Genomic DNA, 22,704 nt, shown 5'->3' with positions numbered 1-22,704 from the left:
AAGGATCCTTACCCCCGCGAGGCGGGCCGGGTCGCCGGCGCCGGTTCCAGGGGTGCTCAGCGCCGGGTCGGAGGAGGGGTCAGCAGTGCCACGGTGAGACCCGGCACGCTCCAGCGCCGGTCGATCCGGAACCGGGCCCGCAGCGGATCCGCCCGGCTGGCGGGCACCCCGGCCAGCGGGTCGGCGTGCTCCCCCCAGGCCAGCAGCCAGAGCCGGTCGACCGAGGCCAGGCACCGCTCGGGCTGGGCGCATTCGGTCGCCCAGAGGTCGGCCCGGCGTACCTGGTCCTCGGCGAGCAGCACGTCCCGGGGGCGGGCGGCCGGCAGGTAGTAGGCGGTCGCGAGGTCGAGGAACGCCCAGCCGTCGCGGGGGGCGTACACGATGCCGTCGCCCGGTTGCCGGTGCGCCGCGATGATGCGTACCGCCGCCGGATAGTCCACCGGAGCGGTCCGTGGCGACTCGTGGGTACGCCGCAACGCGGCCTGCTCCGGCGTGCCGAGTACCCCGACGGTCAGCACGATGGCCAGGGCGGCGCCCAACCGGAGCGGGGCGAGGGTGCCGGCCGCCAGCAGGCAGCCGAACGGCACGACGAAGACCAGGTAGCGCGGGACGAAGAGCGGGGTGAACTGACCGGCGACGAAGAGCAGCGCGGCCGGCAGCAGCACGCTCAGTCCCAGCGCCGCGCCCCACCGACCTCGGCTCGCGGCACCGAGGGCGGCCAGCCCGAACAGCAGCCCACCCACCACGGCGGCCTGCACCACGCTGCCGGGCAGCCCGACCAGCGCGGCCAGGCCGGGTCGGCCCACCCAGTCGAGTTGCCGGCCCTGCTGCCCCCGGCCGAGCACCGCCAGCGGCACCAGCACCAGCCCGGCCGCACCGACCGCCACGACCCAGCGGACCGGTACGCCGCCGCGCCGATGGCCCTGCCGGTCGAGGAGTACCGCGATCGCGTGCCCGGCCAGCAGGCTGACCGCGAACAGGTTGGCCAGGCCCAGCGCGGCGAGCGTCGCCGCGTACCCGAGCCAGCGCGGCCAGGTCGGTCGGTGCAGGGCCCGGACCAGCAGCAGGGTGGCCAGCACCGCGAGCAGGGTGACCAGGGCGTACGGCCGGGCCTCCTGTCCGTACCGGGAGGTGCTGGGCAGCACCGCGAGGAGCAGTCCGCCGAGCAGTCCGACCCGGGGACCGAACAGCCGGGCGCCGAGCAGGGTGGTGAGCGCGGCGGCGCCGGCCATGGCGAGCGCGGACGGCAGGCGCAGGGCGAGGACGGAGTCCCCGAAGACCGCGATCCAGGCGTGCATCAGGAGGTAGTACGCGCCGTTGACCGCGTCGATGTTGCCGACCAGCCGCAGCAGGTCGTCGACCGGGCGGGACGCCGCGCTCCAGGTGGCCAACTCGTCCCGCCAGAGCGGGGCGTGGTCGAGCTGCACGGCCGTGATGATCAGGGTGGCCAGGGTGGGCCACAGCCAGTTGGCTCGGCGAAGCCAACCCGGCAGGAGGATTCGGCGAGCGGTGCGATCTGAATCGCCATTTATGGCAGTCGAAGCATGATCTGCCCCATTAACACCGATACGCGAAATCCTAGCGTGAAGCTGGCCACACCGGGTCCGCCAGGCGGGATCCCGTGGTCGGGGCTGTGGTCCAGGCGATATGGATGTGGCAGCATGACGGGTATGACCGCCGCCGAGCGCCGTTTCGCGAGGCCGGGATTCACCTCCCGCCGCCACGTCGATTATGGCCGCGTTCGCAGCGCGATCTGTCCGGCCCACTGACGCCGCCCGGACCTGTCCGTCCTGGGCGCGCATTGCGCCGGCTCCCCGACACAGTCCTCGCTGACAGTCGTTCCCGGTCCCACTAGGGCCGAGTGCCGCCGCCTTGCGCGTCCACCGAGCCACACCGAACAACGGAGGACGCCGCGATGGCGGTCAGCAGCACCCCGGCCCGACCCGGCGCCACGAGCGACTCGGCGGGCAGCAGCGTACCGGCGGCCCGACCGGCCCGGCGCAAGCGAGGCGAGGGGCAGTGGGCGCTCGGCCACCGGGAGCCGCTGAACCCGAACGAGCGGACGAAGAAGGACGACAACCCGCTTCACGTACGGGCCCGGATCGAGAACATCTACGCGCGCGGGGGCTTCGCCTCGATCGACCCCGCCGACCTGCGTGGCCGGTTCCGCTGGTGGGGGCTCTACACCCAGCGCAAGGCCGGGATCGACGGCGGGCGTACGGCGGTACTCGAACCGCACGAGCTCGAAGACGAGTTCTTCATGCTCCGGGTCCGGATCGACGGTGGGCAGCTCAGCCTCGCGCAGCTCCGGGTCATCGCCGACATATCGCAGACGTACGCCCGGGACACCGCCGACATCACCGACCGGCAGAACATCCAACTGCACTGGATCCGGGTCGAGGACATGCCGGAGATCTGGCGCCGGCTCGAAGGGGTCGGCCTGCAGACCACCGAGGCGTGCGGCGACTGCCCCCGGGTCGTGCTCGGCAGCCCGGTCGCCGGAGTCGCCGAGGCCGAGAAGCTCGACCCCACCCCGGCGATCGACGAGATCGTCCGCCGGTACGTCGGCGACCCCGCGTACTCCAACCTGCCGCGTAAGTTCAAGACCTCGATCTCATGGCTGGCCGACACGCCGCACGAGGTCAACGACATCTCGTTCCTCGGCGTGGAGCACCCGGAGCACGGTCTCGGCTTCGATCTCTGGGTCGGCGGCGGACTGAGCACCAACCCGATGCTCGCGCAGCGGCTCGGCGTCTGGGTGCCGCTGGACGAGGTGCCGGACGTCTGGGCCGGGGTGGTCGGGATCTTCCGGGACTACGGCTACCGCCGGCTGCGGCACCGGGCCCGGCTCAAGTTCCTGGTCGCCGACTGGGGTGTGGCCAAGTTCCGCGAGGTGCTGGAGAAGGAGTACCTCGGCCGGAGCCTGCTCGACGGGCCGGCGCCGGAGCTGCCGGAGAAGCCGATCGACCACATCGGGGTGCACCGGCAGCGGGACGGCCGCAACTACGTCGGGGCCGCCCCGGTGGTCGGCCGGGTCTCCGGCAGCCAGTTGGCCGAACTCGCGGACGTGGTGGCCGAGCACGGCAGCGAGCGGGTGAGCCTCACGCCGTACCAGAAGCTGCTGGTCCTGGATGTGCCGCCGGAGCGGACCGACTCGCTGGTCGGCGCGCTGCGCCGGATCGGGCTGGAGGCGTTCCCGTCGGTCTGGCGGCGCGACACCATGGCCTGCACCGGGCTCGAATACTGCAAGCTCGCGATCGTCGAGACCAAGGCCCGGGGCGAGGAGCTGGTGGCCCGGCTGGAGGAGCGGCTCGCCGGCGCCGACCTGGGCGATTCCGGGCTGAGCATCCACATCAACGGCTGCCCGAACGCCTGCGCCCGGACCCAGACCGCGGACATTGGCCTGAAGGGCCAGCTCGTGATGGGCCCGGACGGGCGTCAGGTCGAGGGCTTCCAGGTACATCTCGGCGGCGGTCTGGGCATGGCCCAGGGGCAGTCCGCCGGCTTCGGCCGCAAGCTGCGCGGCCTCAAGACCACCGCAGCGGAACTTCCCGAGTACGTCGAGGGGCTGACCCGCCGCTACCTGGCGGGCCGTACCGAGGGCGAGAGTTTCGCGAACTGGGTCGTGCGAGTCGACGAGGAGGAACTGCGATGAGTAGTGAAACCCGAGCCGCGCCGATGTACTGCCCGTACTGCGGGGAGGAGGACCTGCGACCCAACGCGGAGTCACACGGCGCCTGGGAGTGCCACGCCTGTGCGCGCGTCTTCACGGTGAAGTTCACCGGCCTGCTCGCCTCGGCGGTGAACCGGTGAGCCCGATCATGGCGACGAACCTCAACCTGATCAAGCTCGGCCCAGGGGCACCGCCCCGGCGTGGTCCGGCGACCCAGAGCCCGGCCCCGCAGAAGTCGGCCGTCCAGAGCCCGGCCCGGCCCGATCCGGCCCGTCGGGACCCCGACGAGTTGCGGGCGCTGGCCGAGGAGGCGGGCCGGGAACTGGAGGGCGCGCCCGCCCAGGAGATCGTCCGCTGGGCGGTGGGGGAGTTCGGCGAGCGTTTCTGCCTGACCAGCTCGATGGCCGACGGTGTGCTCGCGCACGTGGTGTCCCGGGTGGTGCCCGGGGTCGACGTGATCTTCCTCGACACCGGACTGCACTTCCCGGAGACCCTCCGCGTGCGGGACACGGTGGCCCGGACCCTTCCGGTCAACGTACGGTCCATCCGGCCCCGGCAGACCGTGGGCCAACAGGACGGCGAGTACGGCCCCCGGCTGTTCTCCCGCGCGCCCGACGAGTGCTGCGCGCTGCGTAAGGTCGAGCCGCTGGAGCGGGCACTGGGCGACTACGACGCCTGGGCCGCCGGACTGCGCCGGGACGAGTCGCCGACCCGGGCGAACACCCCGGTGGTGAGCTTCGACCCGCGCCGGGGCAAGGTGAAGGTCAACCCGATCGCGGCCTGGACCCAGGTCGACGTGGACAGCTACATCGCCCGCTGGAACGTGCCGGTCAACGAGCTGTTCCGGCAGGGCTACACCTCGATCGGCTGCTGGCCCTGCACCCGCCGGACGAAGGCGGGCGAGGATCCGAGGGCCGGCCGTTGGGCGATGTTCGAGAAGACCGAGTGCGGCTTGCACCTCTGACCGCTGTCCCGGCCCCGATCGTGCTGGTGGCACACGGGAGTCGGGATCCGCGGGCGGCGCTCGCCACCGAGGCGCTCACCCGGGCCGTGGCCGCGGCCCGGCCCGGTCTGGTGGTCCGGGCCAGCTATCTCGACCACGGTCCACCCCGCCCGGCGGCCGTACTGGCCGAGCTGGAGGCGGCCGGTCACCGACGGGCCGTACTGGTGCCGCTGCTGCTCACCGCCGCCTATCACGGCCAGGTCGACATCCCCGACACGGTGGCGGCGGCCCGGTCGGCGGGGCTGGGCATCCCGGTGCTGGTCGGCGACGTGCTGGGGCCGACCGAGGCCGGAGTCGATCCGCGCCTGCTGGCGGGACTGTGCCGACGGTTGACCGAGGCCGAACATCCGGTGGACGGGGCCACCGACGACGAACGTGTCGACGGGGTGGTGCTGGCCGCCGCCGGCACGAGAGACGCGGCTGCCCGCCGTACCGTCGAGGATGTGGCCGAGGCGCTCGGTGCCGTCCTGGCCGTCCCGGTCCGGGTCGGGTACGCCTCGGCCTCGCCACCGGCCGCTGGCGCGGCGGTGGCCGAGCTGCGGGCGTTGGGTGCCCGACGGGTGGCGGTCGCCACCTACTTCCTGGCTCCGGGCCGGCTCTACGAGGCGGCGATGGCCTCGGCCCGGGAGGCGGGTGCGGTGGCCTTCGCGGCCCCGCTCGGTGACGCTCCGGAGTTGGCCCGATTGGTACTGGCAAGGGCGGATGCGGCCGAGGACCGATCATTGCCGAGAGTGGGCATGAACGAGACGGTCAGCGAAATTCCTCCGGCACGGCCGTCGTCAATTCGTGAATAGCGGAACGCCCTGGGGAACATGTCCCCAGGGCGTTCAATGCGATGATGCGGTCGGTCAGGCAGAGTGAGCGCGCAGGACCCGCAGGCCACCACGGCGCTTGACTGCGCGCCGCTCTTCTTCGCTCATTCCGCCCCAGACGCCGGCGTCCTGACCGGATTCGAGTGCCCACTGCAGGCACTCGTCGGTCACGGAGCAACGCCGGCAGACGGCCTTGGCCTGCTCGACCTGCAGGACTGCCGGCCCGGACGTTCCGATCGGGAAGAACAGCTCCGGGTCTTCGTCGCGGCAGGCAGCATGGTGGCGCCAGTCCATGGCGGCAACACTCCTCAATCTGGGTGGGCGGCAGTGCTTTCGTGGATCTTTCCTATATGCGTCCGCGGTGTCGATCGCGACGGTATGGGCCCATCGGTTCGGCAGCGCGAGAGCAGGCTTTGTGTTTGTGGAACCCGCAGTGGACAGGCCGCTTGTCGAGCGCGCCCACGCAATGTTCCGGTAACTCAAGTTCGCTTGTGAATACTTTCACGAACTCCCGCGATGTCAAGGGTAACGCCCCGAAAAACTCTGGGCAGGTGAGACAGCTCACGGCGCTTTTGTCCGGATTGCCACCCTCGCCGGCACCCGGTGTGCCACAGCCAAGAATCAATATAGTACAGTGCGGCGGACATTGCTGGCATTTCCGGCACCACCCTCACCGTTGCCGAGGCTTCTGCCGGTCGATGTACCCCAGCGCTAGCAGATTACTCTTAGTGCGGCCGCAACGGAGGTGAATCGAACTTTGTTTCGCTCTCCGAGATAGTCACCATCGAGCTGGAACGCCTGCGGACGCTCTGCGACCAGGGAAAACTCGTCCAGATCGTGCAGTCGCAAGATTTGCCGGCCACGAGGATTGGGTTGCCGGGACAGGCTCTGCGTCACCATCCGTGTTGTGCTCTGTACCCGCAGGCGGCGCATGGCGAGCACATCGAGGCCGAGGTCGAACGAGGCGTCCGGATTGGGATTGACCTCACGGTCACCGACGTAGGTCCAGGGCGCGGTGTTCTGGATGATCACCGTCGCGAGTTCACCCTCCGTGATCTCACCCGGACGTTCCAGCCTGATCGTCGGATGCCGACGTTCGTCACCCAGCAGGTACTGGCTGACGATCGACCGCAGGTACAGCGCCGGTGTGGAGACCCGACCGCGTCGGCGGGCCCGCTCGACCCGGTTGATCACCGCCGCGTCGAGTCCGAGCCCGGCGCAGAAGGTGAAGTACCGGTCGTCGGCCCGCCCCAGCCCGATGGTGCGGACCCGGCCCAGCCGCAGTCCTTCGAGGATCACACCGGCCGCGTCCGGCCACTGGCTCGGCAGCCCGAGCGCCCGGGCGAACACGTTGGTGGAGCCGCCCGGTACGGCGGCGAGGGCCGGCAGTTGCTCGGCCGTCGGACGGTCCTCGTCGGTGTCGCCCGGTCCGGCCGTCATCAGGCCGTTGACCACCTCGTTGACGGTGCCGTCGCCGCCGAGGGTGACCACCAGGTCGACGCCCTGCCGGGCCGCAGCCCTGGCCAGCGCGACCGCGTGCCCCCGTCGCCTGGTGTACTCGACGGTGAGGTCGACCTCGCTGCGGAGCGCCCGGACGAGCACGTCACGGCCGCGGCCGGTAGTGGTGGTGGCCTTGGGATTGACCACCAGGATGGCCCGCATGGGCGGCACTGTACCGCGAGCCGCCGAGGTATCGTGGCGGCCGTGACAAGCGTCCCTGAACCTCTGCCCGGCTCCCTGCGCTGGGCGGTGTGGTTGTTGCGGGCCCAGGGGATCGCTCTGGGACTGCTGACGCTCTTCCTGGTCTACGCCACGCTGCGCGCGACCGCGAGCCTCGTCGGCGGCCTGCTCGTGACCGTCTTCGCGCTGGCCGGAGCCGCCGCGCTGTGGGCGCTCGCCGTCGCGCTCGGCCGCCGCCGGACCATCGCCCGCGCGCCGGCCATCGTGTTGCAGTTCATGCTGGTGCCGATCGGCTACTACATGATCCAGGGCGGGCTGGCCTGGATCGGCGCCCCACTGATCGTGCTCGGCCTACTGGTCTGCGGCCTGCTGCTGAGCGGGCCGACGAACCGGGCACTGGGCTTCGACACCGAGCGGGCCTGAGCCGCCGAGCGGGGTTCGAGACCCGACCCACCGCCCTGGCTTCGTCAGGCGCTGGCTCCGTCGGCCCGGTCGGGCCGCGCGGTCAGGCCGCGCCGGCCCGACGGGTCAGCAGCATGATGGTCGCCCGGCCGTTGTCGGCGGTAGCCGAGGCGGAGGTCGTCAGGGCGGTCAACACCTTCCACGCGAACGACGATTCGGCCGGAAGCCGTGCGCCCCGCGTCGTCGCGACGGACACCTCGACGGTCAGCGCGTCGTCGGTGACCGAGAATCGGCACTCGAGTTCGGCGTCCCGGGTAGCGACGGCCAGCAGCATCGCGCACGCCTCGTCGACGGCGATGCGCAGATCCTCGATCTCGTCCAGGGCGAACTGCAACCGCGCGGCCAGTCCGGCCGTCGCGGTACGCAGTACGCCGAGATAGCCACCGTCAGCGGGCACGGTGAGCAGGACGATGTCGTCGCCGGTCTGCGACGGTGTGGTCAGTTGAGTCACCAGGCCTATCCCCCCGTATCGGACTCTACTCGCCCGCCGGGTGCCGGCGGTGGCCCAACCGACGAGCGGTCCGACCCCGGGCGGGGCCGGCGCGACTTTCCCGGTCAGTCGGTGCTGCCCTGGCCGGGTACGCCAGCCGCCGGTTCGGTCGGCCCGGCGACATTGGCCGGCACGGCGACATTGGCCGGCACGGCGACAATGGCCGGCACGTCGTGGTGACGTGCCGGCCGCATCGTCGTACCAGCGTCAACGCCTTCGGAACCGATCGGCCCGGCGGAGACGGCGGAACTCACGCCTGCTTGGTCTCCCAGAAGATCTTCGCGATCTCGTCGATCTTCTGCAGCAGCTCGTCGGCCTTGGACCCGTCGGTCGTGGCCTTGGTGCCGCCACCACCACCGGCGAGCTTGGTGGCCTCGTTGAACAACTGGTGGAGCTGCGGGTACTTCTCGAAGTGCGGCGGCTTGAAGTAGTCGGTCCAGAGCACCCAGAGGTGGTGCTTGACCAGCTCGGAGCGCTGCTCCTTGATGATCAGGGCGCGGGTGCGGAACTCGGGGTCGGTGTTGGCCTGGTACTTCTCGTCGATCGCTTTGATCGACTCGGCCTCGATCCGGGCCTGGGCCGGGTCGTAGACGCCGCACGGCAGGTCGCAGTGTGCACTGGCGACGATGCGAGGTGTAAGGATGCGAGGAAGTCGCATGGGACCCTCCATGGCAAGTCTGTGATGATCCAGGATGACAGTACTCCTGCGATATGTCCCCGAAGGGGCGGAGGTGAAACTCGGTGTCCGCCGACACTCCCCGCGTCGGGCGTCGGCTCCGGGCGCCGGTATTCGCCGTACTCGTGGCGGGGCCGTCGATGGTTCCGACGTTGCGGCACGGCGACGCGTTGCTGGTCCGGCGCGGTGGCCGTGCGATCCGCCCCGGCGACCTGGTGGTGGCGGTGTTCCGGACCCGGCCGGACCTGCTCGTGGTCAAGCGCGCGGTCCGCGCCACCGACGGTGGTTGGTGGGTACGCGGCGACAACGAACTGGTCACCGACGACTCCCGGGCGTACGGGGTTGCGGACGTGTGTGGACGGGTAGTGTTCCGGTACTGGCCACGCCCGGGGCGGTTCGGTTACCGGCCGGTATGACCCCTGCGGGGCAGCCGGCACTCGAGACGCCACTATGCTCTGTAGTTCATACCGGGTGACCCCCGCACCGCTGCCGGTGATCGCCGATCTCGCGCCCAACCGGCCGCTCCGACTGCATCGACGCATCTTGGAGTCACCATGTCATCCACCGCCGTGGACCCCACCGATCCAGCCTTCGATCTGCATCGGGGCGGCAAGATGGCGGTCACCGCGACCGTCCCACTGGCCACGCGGGAGGACCTGTCCCTCGCCTACACGCCGGGCGTCGCCCGGGTCTGTGAGGCCATCGCCGCCGACCCCGCCCTGGTGGACGAGTACACCTGGGTCTCGCACACGGTGGCGGTTGTCACGGACGGGTCGGCCGTACTGGGTCTGGGCAACATCGGCCCCCGGGCGGCGATGCCGGTGATGGAGGGCAAGGCGGTGCTGTTCAAGCAGTTCGGTGGGGTGGACGCCGTACCGATCTGTCTGGACACGCAGGACGTCGAGGAGATCATCGCGGTGGTGACCGCGCTGGCTCCGTCCTTCGGGGGCATCAACCTGGAGGACATCAGTGCGCCCCGGTGCTTCGAGATCGAGCGCCGGCTCGACGAGGCGCTGCCGATCCCGGTCTTCCACGACGACCAGCACGGCACCGCCGTCGTGGTGCTCGCCGCGTTGCGTAACGCCGCCACCCTGCTCAACCGCAAGCTCGGTGACCTGCGGGTAGCGGTCAGCGGTGCCGGGGCGGCCGGGGTCGCGGTGACCAGGATGCTGGTGGCCGGGGGTGTCAATCCGGCCGAGGTGGTGGTCTGCGACTCCCGGGGGATCATCGGCCGGGGCCGACCGGGTCTGACCGAGACCAAGGCGGAGCTGGCGGAGCTGACCAACGCCGCCGGCCGGACCGGTGGCATCACCGAGGCACTGCGCGATGCCGACGTGCTGATCGGTGTCTCAGGTGGACAGATCCCCGAGGAGGCGGTGGCCGGGATGGCTCCCGGCGGCGCCATCTTCGCGCTGGCCAACCCGACGCCCGAGGTGGACCCGGAGGTGGCCGGCAGGTACGCCTCGGTGGTCGCGACCGGTCGCAGTGACTATCCCAACCAGATCAACAACGTGCTGGCCTTCCCCGGGATCTTCCAGGGGGCGTTGGCGGCGCGGGCGGTCCGGATCACCGAGGGCATGAAGGTGGCCGCCGCCGACGCGATCGCCATGGTCGCCAGCGAACGGGCGTGGCCGGTCGGGGAAGAGCCGGCCGGGCCGGAGGCCGGGCAGCTCCGGGCCGACGCCATCGTGCCGTCGCCACTGGACCCGAGGGTGGCGCCGGCGGTCGCGGCGGCGGTTGCCGAGGCGGCTCGCCGGGACGGCGTCGCCCGCGCCTGACCGTCGCTGTCGTCGTCCGCTCGGTCGTCGCTCGCGCCGGTCGTCACTCGCGCCGGTCGTCGCCGGTCCGGTCCGCCGGTCGCCGGCCAATCGACCCGGCCGGTCGGGCGTGTAACGTGTGGATCATGCGTGCCGCGTACGCCTCGATGTTCGATGCCGATGATCCGCTCGCCGCGCTGGTTGTCGGTGACCGACCCGAGCCGACCCATCCCGACCCGGACTGGGTGACGGTGCAGGTGCGGGCAAGCTCGCTGAACCACCACGACATCTGGTCCCTGCGCGGGGTCGGGCTGCCCGCCGACCGGCTGCCGATGATTCTCGGCTGCGACGCGGCGGGGGTCGACCCGGACGGCAACGAGGTGGTCGTCTACCCGGTGGTCCCGGATCCGGGCGATCCACGGGGGATCTCACTGCTCTCCGAGAACCATCCCGGCACCCTCGCCGAGCGGGTCGCGGTGCCCCGGGCCAACCTGGTGCCCAAGCCGGCCGGCATGTCCTTCGCCGAGGCGGCCTGCCTGCCGACGGCCTGGTTGACGGCGTACCGGATGCTCACCACCAAGGGGCGGGTGGCCGACGGCGAGGCGGTACTGGTGCAGGGCGCCGGTGGCGGCGTGGCGACGGCGGCCGTGGTGCTCGCGGTGGCGCTCGGCAAGCGGGTGTACGCGACCAGCCGGGACGCCGGCAAGCGGGACCGGATCGCCGCCCTGGGCGCGACCGCGTTGTCGCCGGGGGCCCGCCTGCCGGAGCGGGTCGACGTGGTCGTCGAGACCGTTGGCGCGGCGACGTTCGACCACTCACTGAAGTCGGCCGCTCCGGGCGCCCGGATCGTGGTCAGCGGCGCGACGGCGGGGTACGAGCCGGCCGTGAACCTGCGCCGGGTCTTCGCCATGCAGTTGGAGATCCTTGGATCCACCATGGGCACCCCGGCGGAACTCGCCGGCCTGCTCGACCTCTGCGCGCGGCGGGAGATCCGGCCGGTGATCGACGAGACCCTGCCCTTCTCCCGGGTGCCGGAGGCATTCGCCCGGCTGCTCTCCGGGAACGTCTTCGGCAAGGTGGTGCTGGACCACGCCGGCTAGGCTCGGCGCTTCCGGCGAGTGGGTTCCGGGGTTCCAACACGCCGGGGAGTCGGCCGAACACGCTCGGGCGACAGCATTTGAAAATCCGGACATTTCACCTGGAACCAAAACGGACAGCCGGGCAGAATAAGCCGCCGAAAATGCGCCACTAAGTCAGAGTAAAGACGGACCTTAGGATAACTAAAGGTTCGCTTTGACCCCTTTCCTTCGTGCCTTCGTCCGCTTGGGACCGACGGGTACAGTCGTCCCGTTCCGCCCCTCTGATCGCGGATGATGCGTACGGCGAAGGAGTCGGATCTTGATGAGTTTCTCTGTGGCGGGCCAACGTGATCGGCGGACGCCGGCAGTCCGGCGAGGCGGCCGAAGGCGGGGCTGGCGTACGCCGCGTTCACTCGTGGTGGCCTCGGCGACCTTGACGGTCATCCTCGCGGGTATTGGTGTCGCGGTCGCCAGCAGCGGCGACGGGTCGATGACGATTACCAAGAACGGCACCGTCCTACAGGGGCGCAAGATCGATGGCTACGTCCATATCAAGGCCAACGACGTAACGATCAAGAATGTCACCGTCAAGTACGGCGGCGCACACGCGGTACGGGTATTCGAGGGTTTCTCCGGAGCGCTGATCGAGAGCACCTGGATCCAATGCACCCGGCCCGGGACGAATGGCCTCGTGTTCGGCAACTACACGGCCCGCAAGGTCCACATCTCCGGTTGCAAGAACGGCTTCATGCACTCGGCCGACGCACCCGCGACCATCGTCGGGTCGACGTGGAACGGCAAGCCGGTCGCGGCCGGCGACCTGCCCCCGGCGGAGCCGGACCCGACCGCGACAACTCCCGGTGCGACACCGACCCCGTCCGGGGAGCCGACGGAGCCGGGCGCCGATGTGAGCGTGAGCAGGGCGCCGACCACCCGGATCCCGTCCTCCTTCCCCGGCCCGGACAACACCGGCGTACCGCCCGGCACCAAGTTGACGGCGTCCGGCTCGATCAAGATCACTCGGGACGGGCAGGTGGTCAGTGGCCTGAACATCACCGGCTGCGTGACGGTCACCGCGAAGAACGTGATCCTGCGGAAATCCCGGATCACCTGCGACGGCCTCTACTCGATCCGTACGGACGGGGCGGTGAACCTGGTCGTGGAGGACGTCGAGATCAATGGCAAGGGAAAGAACTCGGCGGCGGTCTGCTGCGGCGAGTACACGTTGCGCCGGCTCGACATCAGCAATGTCATCGACGGTCCCCGGCTCGGCAGTGACGTGGTGGTGGAGAATTCCTGGATTCATCACCTGACCAGAGGGCCCGGTTCACACAATGACACCCTCCAGACGACCGGAGCGTCCAATATCGTGGTCCGGGGGAACTCGCTGGAGGCGTACAACCCGGTCACCAGAGATCCGTTCAACGCCTGCCTCATGATCGGATCGACCACCGGTCCGGTCGTCTCGAACCTGATATTCGAGAGAAATTACTGCAACGGCGGTAACTATTCGATAGGGGTGCGGGAGGATCTCAACGCCTCCAATATCCGGGTCCAGGGCAATGTCTTCGGCCGGAACCACCGGTACGGCGTGATAGCCCGACCGGACCAACGCGGCATCACCTGGGACCGGGAGACCAACCTGTACGCGGACAACCGTAGGCCGGTGGTCTAGCCACCCTTTCGCAGGGCGCGGCCGGTCGGCCCTGACCGGCCGCGCCCCAGCACGGGGGGTGAGGGGTCAGAGGTGGTCGTCGAGGGAGGCCAAGCCGCCCCGGGCCGCTTGGCGGGGCAACCGGCGCAACGCCTGCGGATCGCCGTACAGCGACCAGCGGAGGAACTCGACGGTGGTGTCGGCGACCACCTCGAGGGCCTGTTCGTCGCTGCCGAGCAGCGCCCCGCCGTGGTCGCCGTCGGGCAGCGTCAGCATCGCCTTCGGCCACGGGACCCGGTCGTACGCGGCCTTGCCGGCCCGGTACGACACCACGTCGTCGAGTTGCCCGTGTACGAAGAGTTGCGGCGCGGCCTGCCCGCTGAACGCGGTACCCACGCCCAGCGCCGTACCGGCGAGCACGATACCGGCGTCGAGTCGCTCGTCCCGGCCGACGGTGAACAGGCCGATGGTGGTCACCCCGCCCGCCGAATGTCCGGCCGCGCCGACCCGGTCGGTGGCGAGATGGCCGCGCAGCGGGTCACCGGCGCGGGTGTCCAGGGCCAGCACCCTGGTCAGCACGTACGACGCGTCGGCCGGCTGGTTCACCACGTCGAGCACCTGGTAACTCGACACCCCCCGACTCGTGTGCGGATAGCTGGGCGCCACCACCACGAAGCCCGCCGCCGACCAGCGGTCGAGCAGTGGCCGGTAGTCGGTGGGCCGGGCGGTCAGACCGTGGCTGAACAGAACCACCGGAAACCGTCCCTGCGCGACCCGGAGGCCCTGGACCGGCCGGTTTCCGGCGGTTCCGGTGGCCGGGTACCAGACGGTGACCGGAAGCCGTCGGTCGCCACCCCGGTTTAACGCCAGTTCCCGCACCCCGACCGCGAACCGCCGGTTCGGCGCGACGCCCTGCGGCACCGCGGCCCGGCTGGGGCTGGGTGCGGCGCTGCCGACCGGTGTCGGGCTGCCCGCCGGGGCCGGTTGGTCGGGCGCCGGTCGGCGCGGACCGGCCGAGCAGCCGGCCAGGGTCACGGTCAGGGTGGTGGCAAGGGTCGCGCTGGCCAGGACGGTACGGGCGGAGCGTCGGCGCATGTGCTCCAGTGTGCCGCGCCGGTCGCCGGAGTGTCCGATCACCGGAGTGTCCGATCACCGGAGTGTGCCGTCGACCAGTGTCGGCCGGACAGGCCCGGAGCGGTCCGGAGGGTCCGGAGGGTCCGCTCGGTAGGTCGGGGCCGGGAGCCGACGGGGGGCGGGGGACGGGTCAGTCGAGCTGGTCGGCGAACTCGGTGACGCCGCGGGCCGTCGCGGCGGCCGGAAGTTCCCGCCGGGCCTCGGCGTCGCCGTAGAGCGTCCAGCGCAGGAAATCCGTCGTCGCGGCCATCGTCTGGTCGAAACCGGGCCGCCCCGGGGTGAGGTACTCGCCGTGTCCCTGACCGGTCAGCGTGAGGAACGCCTTGGGCCACGGCACCCGCTGGTAGGCGTTCCGGCCGGTGGTCACCGGCACGACCCGGTCGGCGTCGCCGTGCACGAAGAGCAACGGCGCGGCCGGCCCGGCGAACGGGCTGCCGGCCATCCCGCCACCGGCGATCACGATTCCACCGCGCAGCCACTCTGAATGCCCCGGCGCGAACAGGCCGGCGGTGGTGTAGCCACCGGCGGAGTGCCCCACCGCCGCGATCCGGTTCACCGCCAGATGTCCGGCGAACCGGTCGCCGGAGAGCCGGTCCAGGCGGCTCACCTGCTGGATCACCTGCCAGGCGTCCGCGGGCTGGCGCCGGACGTCGCTCCGGTCGAACCGGGTCGTACGGCGGTTGGTGTGCGGATATGCCGGGGCGGCGACGACGAAACCGGCCGCCGCCCACCGGGTCGTCAGTTGGGTGTGCATTTCGGGCAGGCTGTACAGGCCGTGACTGAACAGCACGAGAGGAAACCGGCCCGGGGCCATCGCGGCGTTCCGGCCCGGCCTGGACCGACCCTCCGTGCCGGGACTGGCCGAGGCGTCGTCCCGGGCCGGGTACCAGACGGTGACCGGGAGCGGGCGGGCGGTGCCGCGACCGAGATCGAGCGTACGCACGCCGACCGCGTACGTCCGATCCGGCGCCCCGCCCGGCAGTGCCGTCGGGGCCGGCGCGGCGACCGCCCACCCGCAGGCGGTGAGCGCGATCGGCAGCAGCAGGACCGTCAGCCCCGCGAGCAAGGGGTTCACGCGCACAGCACAGACGCTAGACGGCGGACCGCCGCACGAGGCCAGCTTTCCGGTCCTCGTGCGACGGCCACCCGGACGGTTTGTCCCGCCGTCCGCCCCCGATTCGGTTGTCAGTGTCTCGGCGCCCCGTGCGACTGCTCGCCGACGGACAGGTACCCCGGTCCGCCCGCCGACGCGTACGGCTGCCCTCCGGCGGCGGGCACGTGCGCCGGTACGGCCGGGGCGAAGACCTGCGGCTGCTGGCCGTGCGGCGCCTCGCCGTGCGAGAGCCGGGGCAGCCACTCCAGCCACCGGGGCAGGTACCAGTTGTGGTGGCCGAGCAGGACCATCACCGACGGCAGCAGCACCGCCCGGACGATGGTCGCGTCGATCAGCACCGCGACGGCGAGACCGAAGCCGAGTTCCTTCATCGACACCAGTGAGCCCGTGGTGAACAGGGCGAAGACGGCGACCATCACCACGGCGGCACTGGTGATCACGCCGGCCGTACCCCGGATGCCCCGGGAGATGGCGAGCCGGCTCGGCCAGCCCCGGTCGTGGCCCTCCCGGATCCGGCTGAGGATGAAGACGTGGTAGTCCATCGACAGCCCGAACAGGATGACGAAGAGGAACAACGGCACCCAGTTGGTGATGGAGCCGACCGAGGTGAAGTCGAGCAGTGCCGCGCCCCAACCGTGCTGGAAGACCACGACCAGCAGCCCGTACGCGGCGGCGACGGAGAGCAGGTTGAGCACGATCGCGGTCAACGCCACCACCAGCGACCGGAACGACACCAGCATCAACAGGAACGCCAGGCCCAGCACGAACCCGAACACCAGTGGCACGCTGCGGCCCAGTGCCGCGTTGAAGTCGACCGAACTCGCGGCAAGGCCGGTCACCAGCACCTCCGCACCGCCGACCCCCTGGACGGTGCGCGGGATGACCTGCTCACGCAGGGTCCGTACCGCCTGCTCGGACGTGGCGTCGACACCGGAACCGGACAGGCCCAGCCGGACCAGCGCGACCGTCCGGTCCGGGTTGACCTCGACCGACACCGGTTCGTGCAGCCGACCGGTGGCCACCGCCTCGGTCCGGAGGTTGTCGATCGCGGCGGTCAGGGCCGGGGTGGTGACGTCGTCGGCCCGGATCGCCACCACCGCCGGTTCGGCACCACCGGGAAAGGCGGCCTGGACCCGGAGGAAGGCGCTCAGCGCCGGTCCCGGGTTCTTCAGCGCGGTGACGTCCTCCTCGGCCGTCCGCATGCCGAGCAGCGGCAGCGCCAGCGCCAGCAGGGCGGCGACGGCGAGCGTCGCGGACAGGCCGGGCCGGCGCAGCACCGCGCCCAGGAACGCCCGCGTGCCCCGGCCGCTGGACTGCCGCCGGTACAGCCCGGGTACCCGGCCCAGGTCGACCCGGTCGCCCAGCTTGCTGAGTACCGCCGGCAGCACCGTGAGCGCGCCGACTCCGGCGGTGGCGACGACCAGGATGGTGCCGACCGCGAGACTGATGAAGGTGGCGTCCTGGGTCAGGAACATGCCCGACATCGCGATGATCACGGTCAGCGCCGAGATCAGCACCGAGCGGCCGGAGGTGGCGGCGGCGATCGCCAGCGCCTGCTCCCCGGTGGCGCCCTTGGCCCGCTCCTCCCGCTCCCGACGCAGGTAGAACAGGCAGTAGTCCACCCCGACGGCGAGTCCCATCAGCAGCATGAGGTGCATGGTGGTGTCCACCGCCGGAGCGAGCCGGCTGGCCAGCGCGAGCAGGCCGAGCGAGCCGAGGAACGCGGTCAGGGCCAGCCCCATCGGCAGTACGGCGGCCAGCAGCGCCCCGAACGCCACGATCAGGATGCCCAGCGTCACCGGGATGGAGAGCATCGACAGTCGGTGCATGTCGGCGTCCAGGGTCTTGCCGAGCGCCTCGCCGATGCTCGCGCCGCCGGTCTGCGCCACGTACAGGTCGGGGTGGTCCCGTTGGACGCCGGCCACCGCGTCGCGTACCGGTCCGACCCGGTCGGCGGCGCCCTCGGCCGGTCCGGTCAGGTCGAAGGTGACCAGCGTGGCGTGCCGGTCGGCGGAGACCGCGTCCGAGTGGATGTTCTCGACCCGGCCGGTGCGTTCGACCGCGGCGATCGTCGCGGCGACCGCGGCCCGGAAGGCGGGCGCGTCGGTGAGCAGTTCGTCGCTCTCGATCAGTACCACCTCGCCGGCCCGGTCCGGGAAGCCGGCGGCGGCGATGATCTCGTCAGCCCGGCGGGAGTCGCCGTGCCCGTTCTCGCTGTCCGTCACCTCGACGGTGCCCAGTACGGTGCTCAGCGCGGTTGCCGCGATCACGAACAGCAGCCATCCGAGGACGGCGGTGGCCCGGTGCCGGGCGCTCCAACCGGCGATTCTCGCGGCGAGGTTGCCCGGCCGCCGGGCGGGCCCGGCGCTCGGCTCCGCCCTCGTCGTGGGCGGCGGGAGAATGCTCGACGTCGTCATGGCTCGACGCTATGAGCCGGGCTGGCCTGGATCGATCCGGGAAGCACCCCGGTCGGGGGTAGGGGCGGCCACGCCGCAAGGGTAGGGGAAGCCTGACCTGGCTCGGGTTCGCTAGGGTGCTCGGCATGGCTGAGCAGCACCCTGACCCGAGCGGCAACACCGAGGCTTTCCGGGTCTTCGCCCATTCCACCGAACCGGCCGCCGTCGAACCGACGTCCAGGCTGCCACTGATCATCGGGATCGCGATCGCGGTCGCGGTGCTGGCCGTCCTGGTCGGTTGGCTGGCGCTGGGCTGACCGTCCTGATCGGCCGGCTCGGCCCTGACCGGGCCGTGCCGATCAGGCCCGGGTCGACCGGGCGGTGCCGCTGACCGCCCGGCCCGCGCCGGGCGGCACTCTCAGAGGTCGTCCTCGTCGTCCAGCCTGGCCAGCCAGGTGGCGAACCGCTCGACCGGCGTCTCGAACTCGGGATTGAGGTCGACGAAGTCGCGCAGCCGCTGGCCGAGCCACTCCAGGGTCACCGTCTCGGTGCCCCGGCGCTCGACGAGTTCCTCGATGCCTCGGTCGGTGAAGTACACGCCGCTCTCTTTCGTCGTTCCGTGGCCTGCCGTGTTCCGTGGCCCGCCGTGTTCCGTGGCCCGTCCGTTTCGACCCGTTCCGGGCTGAGCCGGGCCCTTCCGGGTCGAGCCGGCCCGCTGGCCGGGGGACCTGCCGGAGTGGACGGATCCACATCCTGCCGGCCCCCGGTCCGCTGGTGTCGGCTGTCAGGGGCGGGGCAGCGCCGCCTCGATCAGCGCGGCCTGCTCGACGTCGTGCATCTTCGCCGAGCCGACCGCCGGGGCGGCGGCCGCCGGACGGGAGATCCGGCGCAGCCGTACGCCCTCCAGGTGCTCCAGGAGGTTGAGCGCCACGAACGACCAGGCGCCCTGGTTGGCCGGCTCCTCCTGGACCCAGGCGAAGTCCTCCGCGTTGGGGTACTGCGCCAGCGCGGCCCGGATCTCGTCGACCGGAAGCGGGTAGAGCTGCTCCATCCGGACGATCGCGGTGTCGGTGATGCCGCGATCGGTCCGCGCCTGCAACAGGTCGTAGTAGACCTTGCCGGAGCAGAGCAGTACCCGCTTGACCGCCTCCGGAGCCACGCTGGAGGTGTCGGTCATGACCGGCTGGAAGGTGCCGGTGGTGAAGTCCTCGACACTGGACACGCAGAGCTTGTGCCGGAGCAGGGACTTCGGGGTGAACACCACCAGCGGCTTGCGCTTGGTGGAGAGCGCCTGCCGGCGGAGCAGGTGGAAGTAGTTCGCCGGGGTGGTCGGGATGGCGACCCGCATGTTGTCCTCGGCGCACATCTGGAGGAACCGCTCCGGTCGCCCGGAGGTGTGGTCCGGGCCCTGGCCCTCGTGCCCGTGCGGCAGCAGCAGGGTCAACGCCGACTGCTGGGCCCACTTCACCTCGCCGGACGAGATGAACTCGTCGACCACGGTCTGCGCCCCGTCGGCGAAGTCACCGAACTGGGCCTCCCAGAGGACCAGTGCCTCGGGGTTCTCCACCGAGTAGCCGTACTCGAAGCCCATCGCGGCGTACTCGCTGAGCAGGGAGTCGTGCACGAAGAACCGGGCCCGGTCGCCGGTCATCGCGGACAGCGGCACGTGCTCGGCACCGGTCCGCGAGTCGACGATGACGGCGTGCCGCTGTACGAAGGTGCCACGTCGGGAGTCCTGCCCGGCGAGCCGGACGGTCACGCCGTCGTTGAGCAGCGATCCGAAGGCGATGATCTCGCCGTAGCCCCAGTCGATGTTGCCGGCCTCGGACATCTTGGCCCGCCGGTCCAGCAGTTGCTGGATCCGCTTGTGCGGGGTGAATCCCTCCGGCAGCGTGGTGTGCGCCTTGCCGATCGCGTGCACCGTGGGCACGGTGGTCGCGGTTTCGACCTCCGGCTCCGGCTCGGCCTGCCGGCGGGGCCGGGCGGCCGGTCGGGCCGACGAGGCGGCGTCCCGGGTGGCCTTGAAGACCCGCTCCAACTGCGCCTGGAAGTCACGGAGCAGCTCCTCGGCGTCCTCCAGGGTGATGTCGCCGCGACCGATCAGTTCCTCGGTGTAGAGCTTCCGGACGGACCGCTTCGAGTCAATGATCTTGTACATCAGCGGGTTGGACATCGCCGGGTCGTCGCCCTCGTTGTGCCCGCGCCGCCGGTAGCAGACCATGTCGATCACGACGTCCTTGTTGAACGCCTGCCGGTACTCGAAGGCCAGCCGGGCCACCCGGACCACGGCCTCCGGGTCGTCGCCGTTCACATGGAAGATCGGCGCCTGGATCATCCGGGCCACGTCTGTGCTGTAGAGGCTGGACCGCGAGTACTCCGGAGCCGTGGTGAAGCCGACCTGGTTGTTGACCACGACGTGCACGGTGCCGCCGGTCCGGTAACCGCGTAGCTGGGAGAGGTTGAGCGTCTCCGCGACCACACCCTGGCCGGCGAACGCGGCGTCGCCGTGTACGGCCACCGGCAGCACCGTGTAGCCCTCCAGCTTGAGGTCGATCCGGTCCTGCTTGGCCCGGACGATGCCCTCCAGTACCGGGTCCACCGCCTCCAGGTGGGAGGGGTTGGCGGTCACCGAGACCTTGATCGAGTGCTCGCCGTCCGGGGTGGTGAACTTGCCGGCCTGGCCGAGGTGGTACTTGACGTCGCCGGAACCCTGGGTCGACCTGGGGTCGAGGTGCCCCTCGAACTCGGAGAAGATCTTCTCGTACGGCTTGCCGACGATGTTGGCCAGCACGTTCAGCCGGCCCCGGTGGGCCATCCCGATGACCACCTCGTCGAGGTCGTTCTCGGCGGCCGACTCCAGCACCTCACCGAGCAGCGGGATCAGCGACTCGCCGCCCTCCAGCGAGAAGCGCTTCTGGCCGACGTACTTGGTCTGGAGGAAGGTCTCGAACGCCTCGGCCGCGTTGAGCCGGTTGAGCACGTGCTTCTGCTCGTCCGGCGCGGGCTTGGTGTACTTGCGCTCGATCCGCTCCTGGATCCAGCGTCGCTCCTCCGGGTCCTGGATGTGCATGTACTCGACGCCGACCCGGCGGCAGTACGAGTCCCGGACCACGCCGAGGACGTCGCGCAGCTTCATCTTCTGCTTGCCGGCGAAGCCGCCGACCGGGAAGGTCCGGTCCAGGTCCCAGAGGGTCAGCCCGTGCTGGCGTACGTCGAGGTCGGGATGCTTACGGATCTTGAACTCGAGTGGGTCGGTGTCCGCCATCAGGTGACCGCGCACCCGGTAGGCGTGGATGATCTCGATCACCCGGGCGGTCTTGTTGATCTGCCCCTCGGAGCTGACCGCCACGTCCCGCACCCAGCGCACCGGCTCGTACGGGATGCGCAGCGAGGTGAAGATCTCGTCGTAGAAGCCGTGCTCACCGAGCACCAGTTCGTGGACGATCTTGAGGAACTCGCCGGACTGCGCGCCCTGGATGATCCGGTGGTCGTACGTGCTGGTCAGTGTGATGATCTTGCTGACCGCCAGCTCGGCGAGGGTCTCCTCGGACATCCCCTGGTACGGCGCCGGGTACTCCATCGCGCCGACGCCGATGATGGTGCCCTGCCCGACCATCAGGCGCGGCTGGGAGTGCACGGTGCCGATCCCGCCCGGGTTGGTCAGCGAGATCGTCGTGCCGCCGTAGTCCTCCATGGTCAGCTCGTTGCGCCGGGCCCGCCGGACCACGTCCTCGTACGCCTGCCAGAACTGCCGGAAGTCCATCTGCTCGCAAGCCTTGATCGACGGCACCACGAGGGTGCGCGAGCCGTCCGGCTTGGCCAGGTCGATCGCGATGCCCAGGTTGACGTGCTCGGGCCGGACCATCGCCGGCTTGCCGTCGACCTCGGCGAAGGAGTTGTTCATCTCCGGGTGCTCGGCGAGCGCCTTGATCAGGGCGTACCCGATCAGGTGGGTGAAACTGACCTTGCCGCCACGGCCCCGGGCGAGGTGGTTGTTGATGACGATCCGGTTGTCCACCAGCAGCTTCGCCGGTACGGCGCGCACGCTGGTCGCGGTCGGCACCGACAGCGAGGCGTCCATGTTCTGCACGATCCGGGCGGCCACGCCGCGCAACGGAGTGCTCTGCCCGCCGCCGGCCTGGCCCGCTCCGCCCTTGGCGGCGGGAGCCGGCTTGCTCGGCGCCGGGGTGGCCTTCGGGGTCGCCGCGACCGGCTTGGTCGCCGCCTTGCCCTCCGGCGCCGCGGTCGTACGCTTCGGTGCCGCCGGGGCGCTGGTCGGCGCGGTGCTGGCGTCGGCGGTGGACTTGGGCCGCGGGGTCGTCGCCGGCTTCTCGGTGGCGGTCGCGGTGCCGCCATCGGACGTGCCGGTCATCCCGGCGTCGCCGGCCCCGGTGCCGTCCGCCTGTCCTGCCGCGGGCCGATAGTCGGCGAAGAAGTCGTGCCAGGCGGAGTCGACGCTGGCGGGGTCGGCGAGGTAGCGCTGGTACATCTCCTCGACGATCCACTCATTGGGGCCGAAACCCGCCAGTGGATTTTCCTGCGAAGTCTGCTGGGTCGACACGGCCGGTAATCGCCTCTTTCACGCGGGTTGTATGTCACGCGGTCTCCTGCCACCCGTCCGGGAGGCTGCGTCGAAAGACGGGTCCAAGGCTACGCCGTGCGGCAACCGCCAGCATTGTCGCATCGGGGCCGTGTCGCGTTTCACAGGTTTTGCGACTTCCTGGCCGTACCGCCGAGGAAGTCCGACCCTTCCGCGACGATCGGGGGGCGTGGG

21 protein-coding genes are annotated in these 22,704 nt (G+C 70.8%); 10 read left to right on the top strand and 11 right to left on the bottom strand.

From position 1 onward, the window contains the following. Positions 1-56 precede the first annotated feature (56 nt). A complete protein-coding gene (locus ACFP2T_RS00970; RefSeq protein WP_377417808.1) occupies positions 57-1,499 on the bottom strand; it encodes a glycosyltransferase family 39 protein in 1,443 nt (480 codons plus the stop codon). Between the two features lie 416 nt (positions 1,500-1,915). Between ACFP2T_RS00970 and ACFP2T_RS00965 the strand changes: the two genes are divergently transcribed. From ACFP2T_RS00965 to ACFP2T_RS00950, 4 genes are read left to right on the top strand one after another with little or no spacing between them, the layout of a single operon-like run. Further along, the gene (locus tag ACFP2T_RS00965; RefSeq protein WP_377416243.1) at positions 1,916-3,655 is read left to right on the top strand and encodes a nitrite/sulfite reductase; all 1,740 of its coding nucleotides are present in this window, start codon (positions 1,916-1,918) and stop codon (positions 3,653-3,655) included. Continuing rightward, entirely contained in the window at positions 3,652-3,813 is a 162-nt protein-coding gene (locus ACFP2T_RS00960) for a hypothetical protein (RefSeq protein ID WP_377416241.1), read from the top strand. The genes ACFP2T_RS00965 and ACFP2T_RS00960 overlap by 4 nt, the downstream gene beginning before the upstream one ends. Further along, positions 3,810-4,637 (top strand): phosphoadenylyl-sulfate reductase, encoded by an 828-nt coding sequence (locus ACFP2T_RS00955; RefSeq protein ID WP_377416239.1) that lies wholly within the window; start codon positions 3,810-3,812, stop codon positions 4,635-4,637. The genes ACFP2T_RS00960 and ACFP2T_RS00955 overlap by 4 nt, the downstream gene beginning before the upstream one ends. Further along, a complete protein-coding gene (locus tag ACFP2T_RS00950) occupies positions 4,619-5,470 on the top strand; it encodes a sirohydrochlorin chelatase (protein ID WP_377416237.1) in 852 nt (283 codons plus the stop codon). The genes ACFP2T_RS00955 and ACFP2T_RS00950 overlap by 19 nt, the downstream gene beginning before the upstream one ends. 54 nt (positions 5,471-5,524) lie before the next feature. Here the strand turns inward: ACFP2T_RS00950 and ACFP2T_RS00945 are convergent, their stop codons facing one another. Next, positions 5,525-5,782 (bottom strand): WhiB family transcriptional regulator, encoded by a 258-nt coding sequence (locus ACFP2T_RS00945; RefSeq protein ID WP_130464821.1) that lies wholly within the window; start codon positions 5,780-5,782, stop codon positions 5,525-5,527. 417 nt (positions 5,783-6,199) lie between these two features. Continuing rightward, positions 6,200-7,150: a diacylglycerol/lipid kinase family protein gene (locus tag ACFP2T_RS00940; RefSeq protein WP_377416235.1), complete on the bottom strand. Its 951-nt coding sequence runs from the start codon at positions 7,148-7,150 to the stop codon at positions 6,200-6,202. A 42-nt stretch (positions 7,151-7,192) separates the two neighbouring features. Between ACFP2T_RS00940 and ACFP2T_RS00935 the strand changes: the two genes are divergently transcribed. After that, positions 7,193-7,591, top strand: a complete 399-nt coding sequence (locus ACFP2T_RS00935) for a hypothetical protein (RefSeq protein WP_377416233.1) — start codon at positions 7,193-7,195, stop codon at positions 7,589-7,591. 82 nt (positions 7,592-7,673) lie between these two features. Here ACFP2T_RS00935 and ACFP2T_RS00930 read toward each other — a convergent pair whose 3' ends face one another. The 3 genes from ACFP2T_RS00930 to sodN all read right to left on the bottom strand — a co-directional run bounded on the left by ACFP2T_RS00930 (position 7,674) and on the right by sodN (position 8,778). Further along, entirely contained in the window at positions 7,674-8,081 is a 408-nt protein-coding gene (locus ACFP2T_RS00930) for an ATP-binding protein (protein ID WP_377416231.1), read from the bottom strand. Positions 8,082-8,185: 104 nt separating this feature from the next. Next, entirely contained in the window at positions 8,186-8,314 is a 129-nt protein-coding gene (locus ACFP2T_RS00925; protein ID WP_377416229.1) for a hypothetical protein, read from the bottom strand. Between the two features lie 56 nt (positions 8,315-8,370). Beyond that, entirely contained in the window at positions 8,371-8,778 is a 408-nt protein-coding gene (gene sodN / locus ACFP2T_RS00920) for a superoxide dismutase, Ni (RefSeq protein WP_192767067.1), read from the bottom strand. An 83-nt stretch (positions 8,779-8,861) separates the two neighbouring features. On the opposite strand from sodN, the gene ACFP2T_RS00915 reads away from it, so the two are divergent. From ACFP2T_RS00915 to ACFP2T_RS00900, 4 genes are all read left to right on the top strand, one after another. Then, positions 8,862-9,212 (top strand): S24 family peptidase, encoded by a 351-nt coding sequence (locus ACFP2T_RS00915; protein WP_377416227.1) that lies wholly within the window; start codon positions 8,862-8,864, stop codon positions 9,210-9,212. A 138-nt stretch (positions 9,213-9,350) separates the two neighbouring features. Continuing rightward, complete coding sequence (locus tag ACFP2T_RS00910) at positions 9,351-10,574, top strand: NAD(P)-dependent malic enzyme (protein ID WP_377416225.1); 1,224 nt, start codon at positions 9,351-9,353, stop codon at positions 10,572-10,574. A 125-nt stretch (positions 10,575-10,699) separates the two neighbouring features. Further along, positions 10,700-11,653, top strand: a complete 954-nt coding sequence (locus ACFP2T_RS00905) for a zinc-binding dehydrogenase (protein ID WP_377416223.1) — start codon at positions 10,700-10,702, stop codon at positions 11,651-11,653. A gap of 412 nt (positions 11,654-12,065) precedes the next feature. Then, positions 12,066-13,307, top strand: coding sequence for a right-handed parallel beta-helix repeat-containing protein (locus ACFP2T_RS00900; protein WP_377416221.1), 1,242 nt, complete (start codon positions 12,066-12,068; stop codon positions 13,305-13,307). Positions 13,308-13,373: 66 nt separating this feature from the next. Here the strand turns inward: ACFP2T_RS00900 and ACFP2T_RS00895 are convergent, their stop codons facing one another. The 3 genes from ACFP2T_RS00895 to ACFP2T_RS00885 form a co-directional block, all read right to left on the bottom strand. Then, positions 13,374-14,381, bottom strand: coding sequence for an alpha/beta hydrolase family protein (locus ACFP2T_RS00895; RefSeq protein ID WP_377416219.1), 1,008 nt, complete (start codon positions 14,379-14,381; stop codon positions 13,374-13,376). Between the two features lie 169 nt (positions 14,382-14,550). After that, complete coding sequence (locus tag ACFP2T_RS00890) at positions 14,551-15,501, bottom strand: alpha/beta hydrolase family protein (protein WP_377416217.1); 951 nt, start codon at positions 15,499-15,501, stop codon at positions 14,551-14,553. A 104-nt stretch (positions 15,502-15,605) separates the two neighbouring features. Beyond that, entirely contained in the window at positions 15,606-17,951 is a 2,346-nt protein-coding gene (locus ACFP2T_RS00885) for an MMPL family transporter (protein WP_377416215.1), read from the bottom strand. 125 nt (positions 17,952-18,076) lie between these two features. Here ACFP2T_RS00885 and ACFP2T_RS00880 point away from each other — a divergent pair, with 125 nt between their 5' ends. Then, entirely contained in the window at positions 18,077-18,247 is a 171-nt protein-coding gene (locus ACFP2T_RS00880; protein ID WP_377416213.1) for a hypothetical protein, read from the top strand. 101 nt (positions 18,248-18,348) lie between these two features. Here ACFP2T_RS00880 and ACFP2T_RS00875 read toward each other — a convergent pair whose 3' ends face one another. Then, positions 18,349-18,528: a DUF6104 family protein gene (locus ACFP2T_RS00875; RefSeq protein ID WP_192767075.1), complete on the bottom strand. Its 180-nt coding sequence runs from the start codon at positions 18,526-18,528 to the stop codon at positions 18,349-18,351. Between the two features lie 186 nt (positions 18,529-18,714). Next, a complete protein-coding gene (locus ACFP2T_RS00870) occupies positions 18,715-22,491 on the bottom strand; it encodes a multifunctional oxoglutarate decarboxylase/oxoglutarate dehydrogenase thiamine pyrophosphate-binding subunit/dihydrolipoyllysine-residue succinyltransferase subunit (RefSeq protein WP_377416211.1) in 3,777 nt (1,258 codons plus the stop codon). Between the last annotated feature and the right edge of the window lie 213 nt (positions 22,492-22,704).

The organism is Plantactinospora solaniradicis, from assembly GCF_042658085.1.
Lineage (GTDB): Bacteria > Actinomycetota > Actinomycetes > Mycobacteriales > Micromonosporaceae > Plantactinospora > Plantactinospora solaniradicis.
The sequence above is the reverse complement of the archived record's forward strand: the minus strand, read 5'-3'. Positions and strand labels throughout refer to the sequence as shown.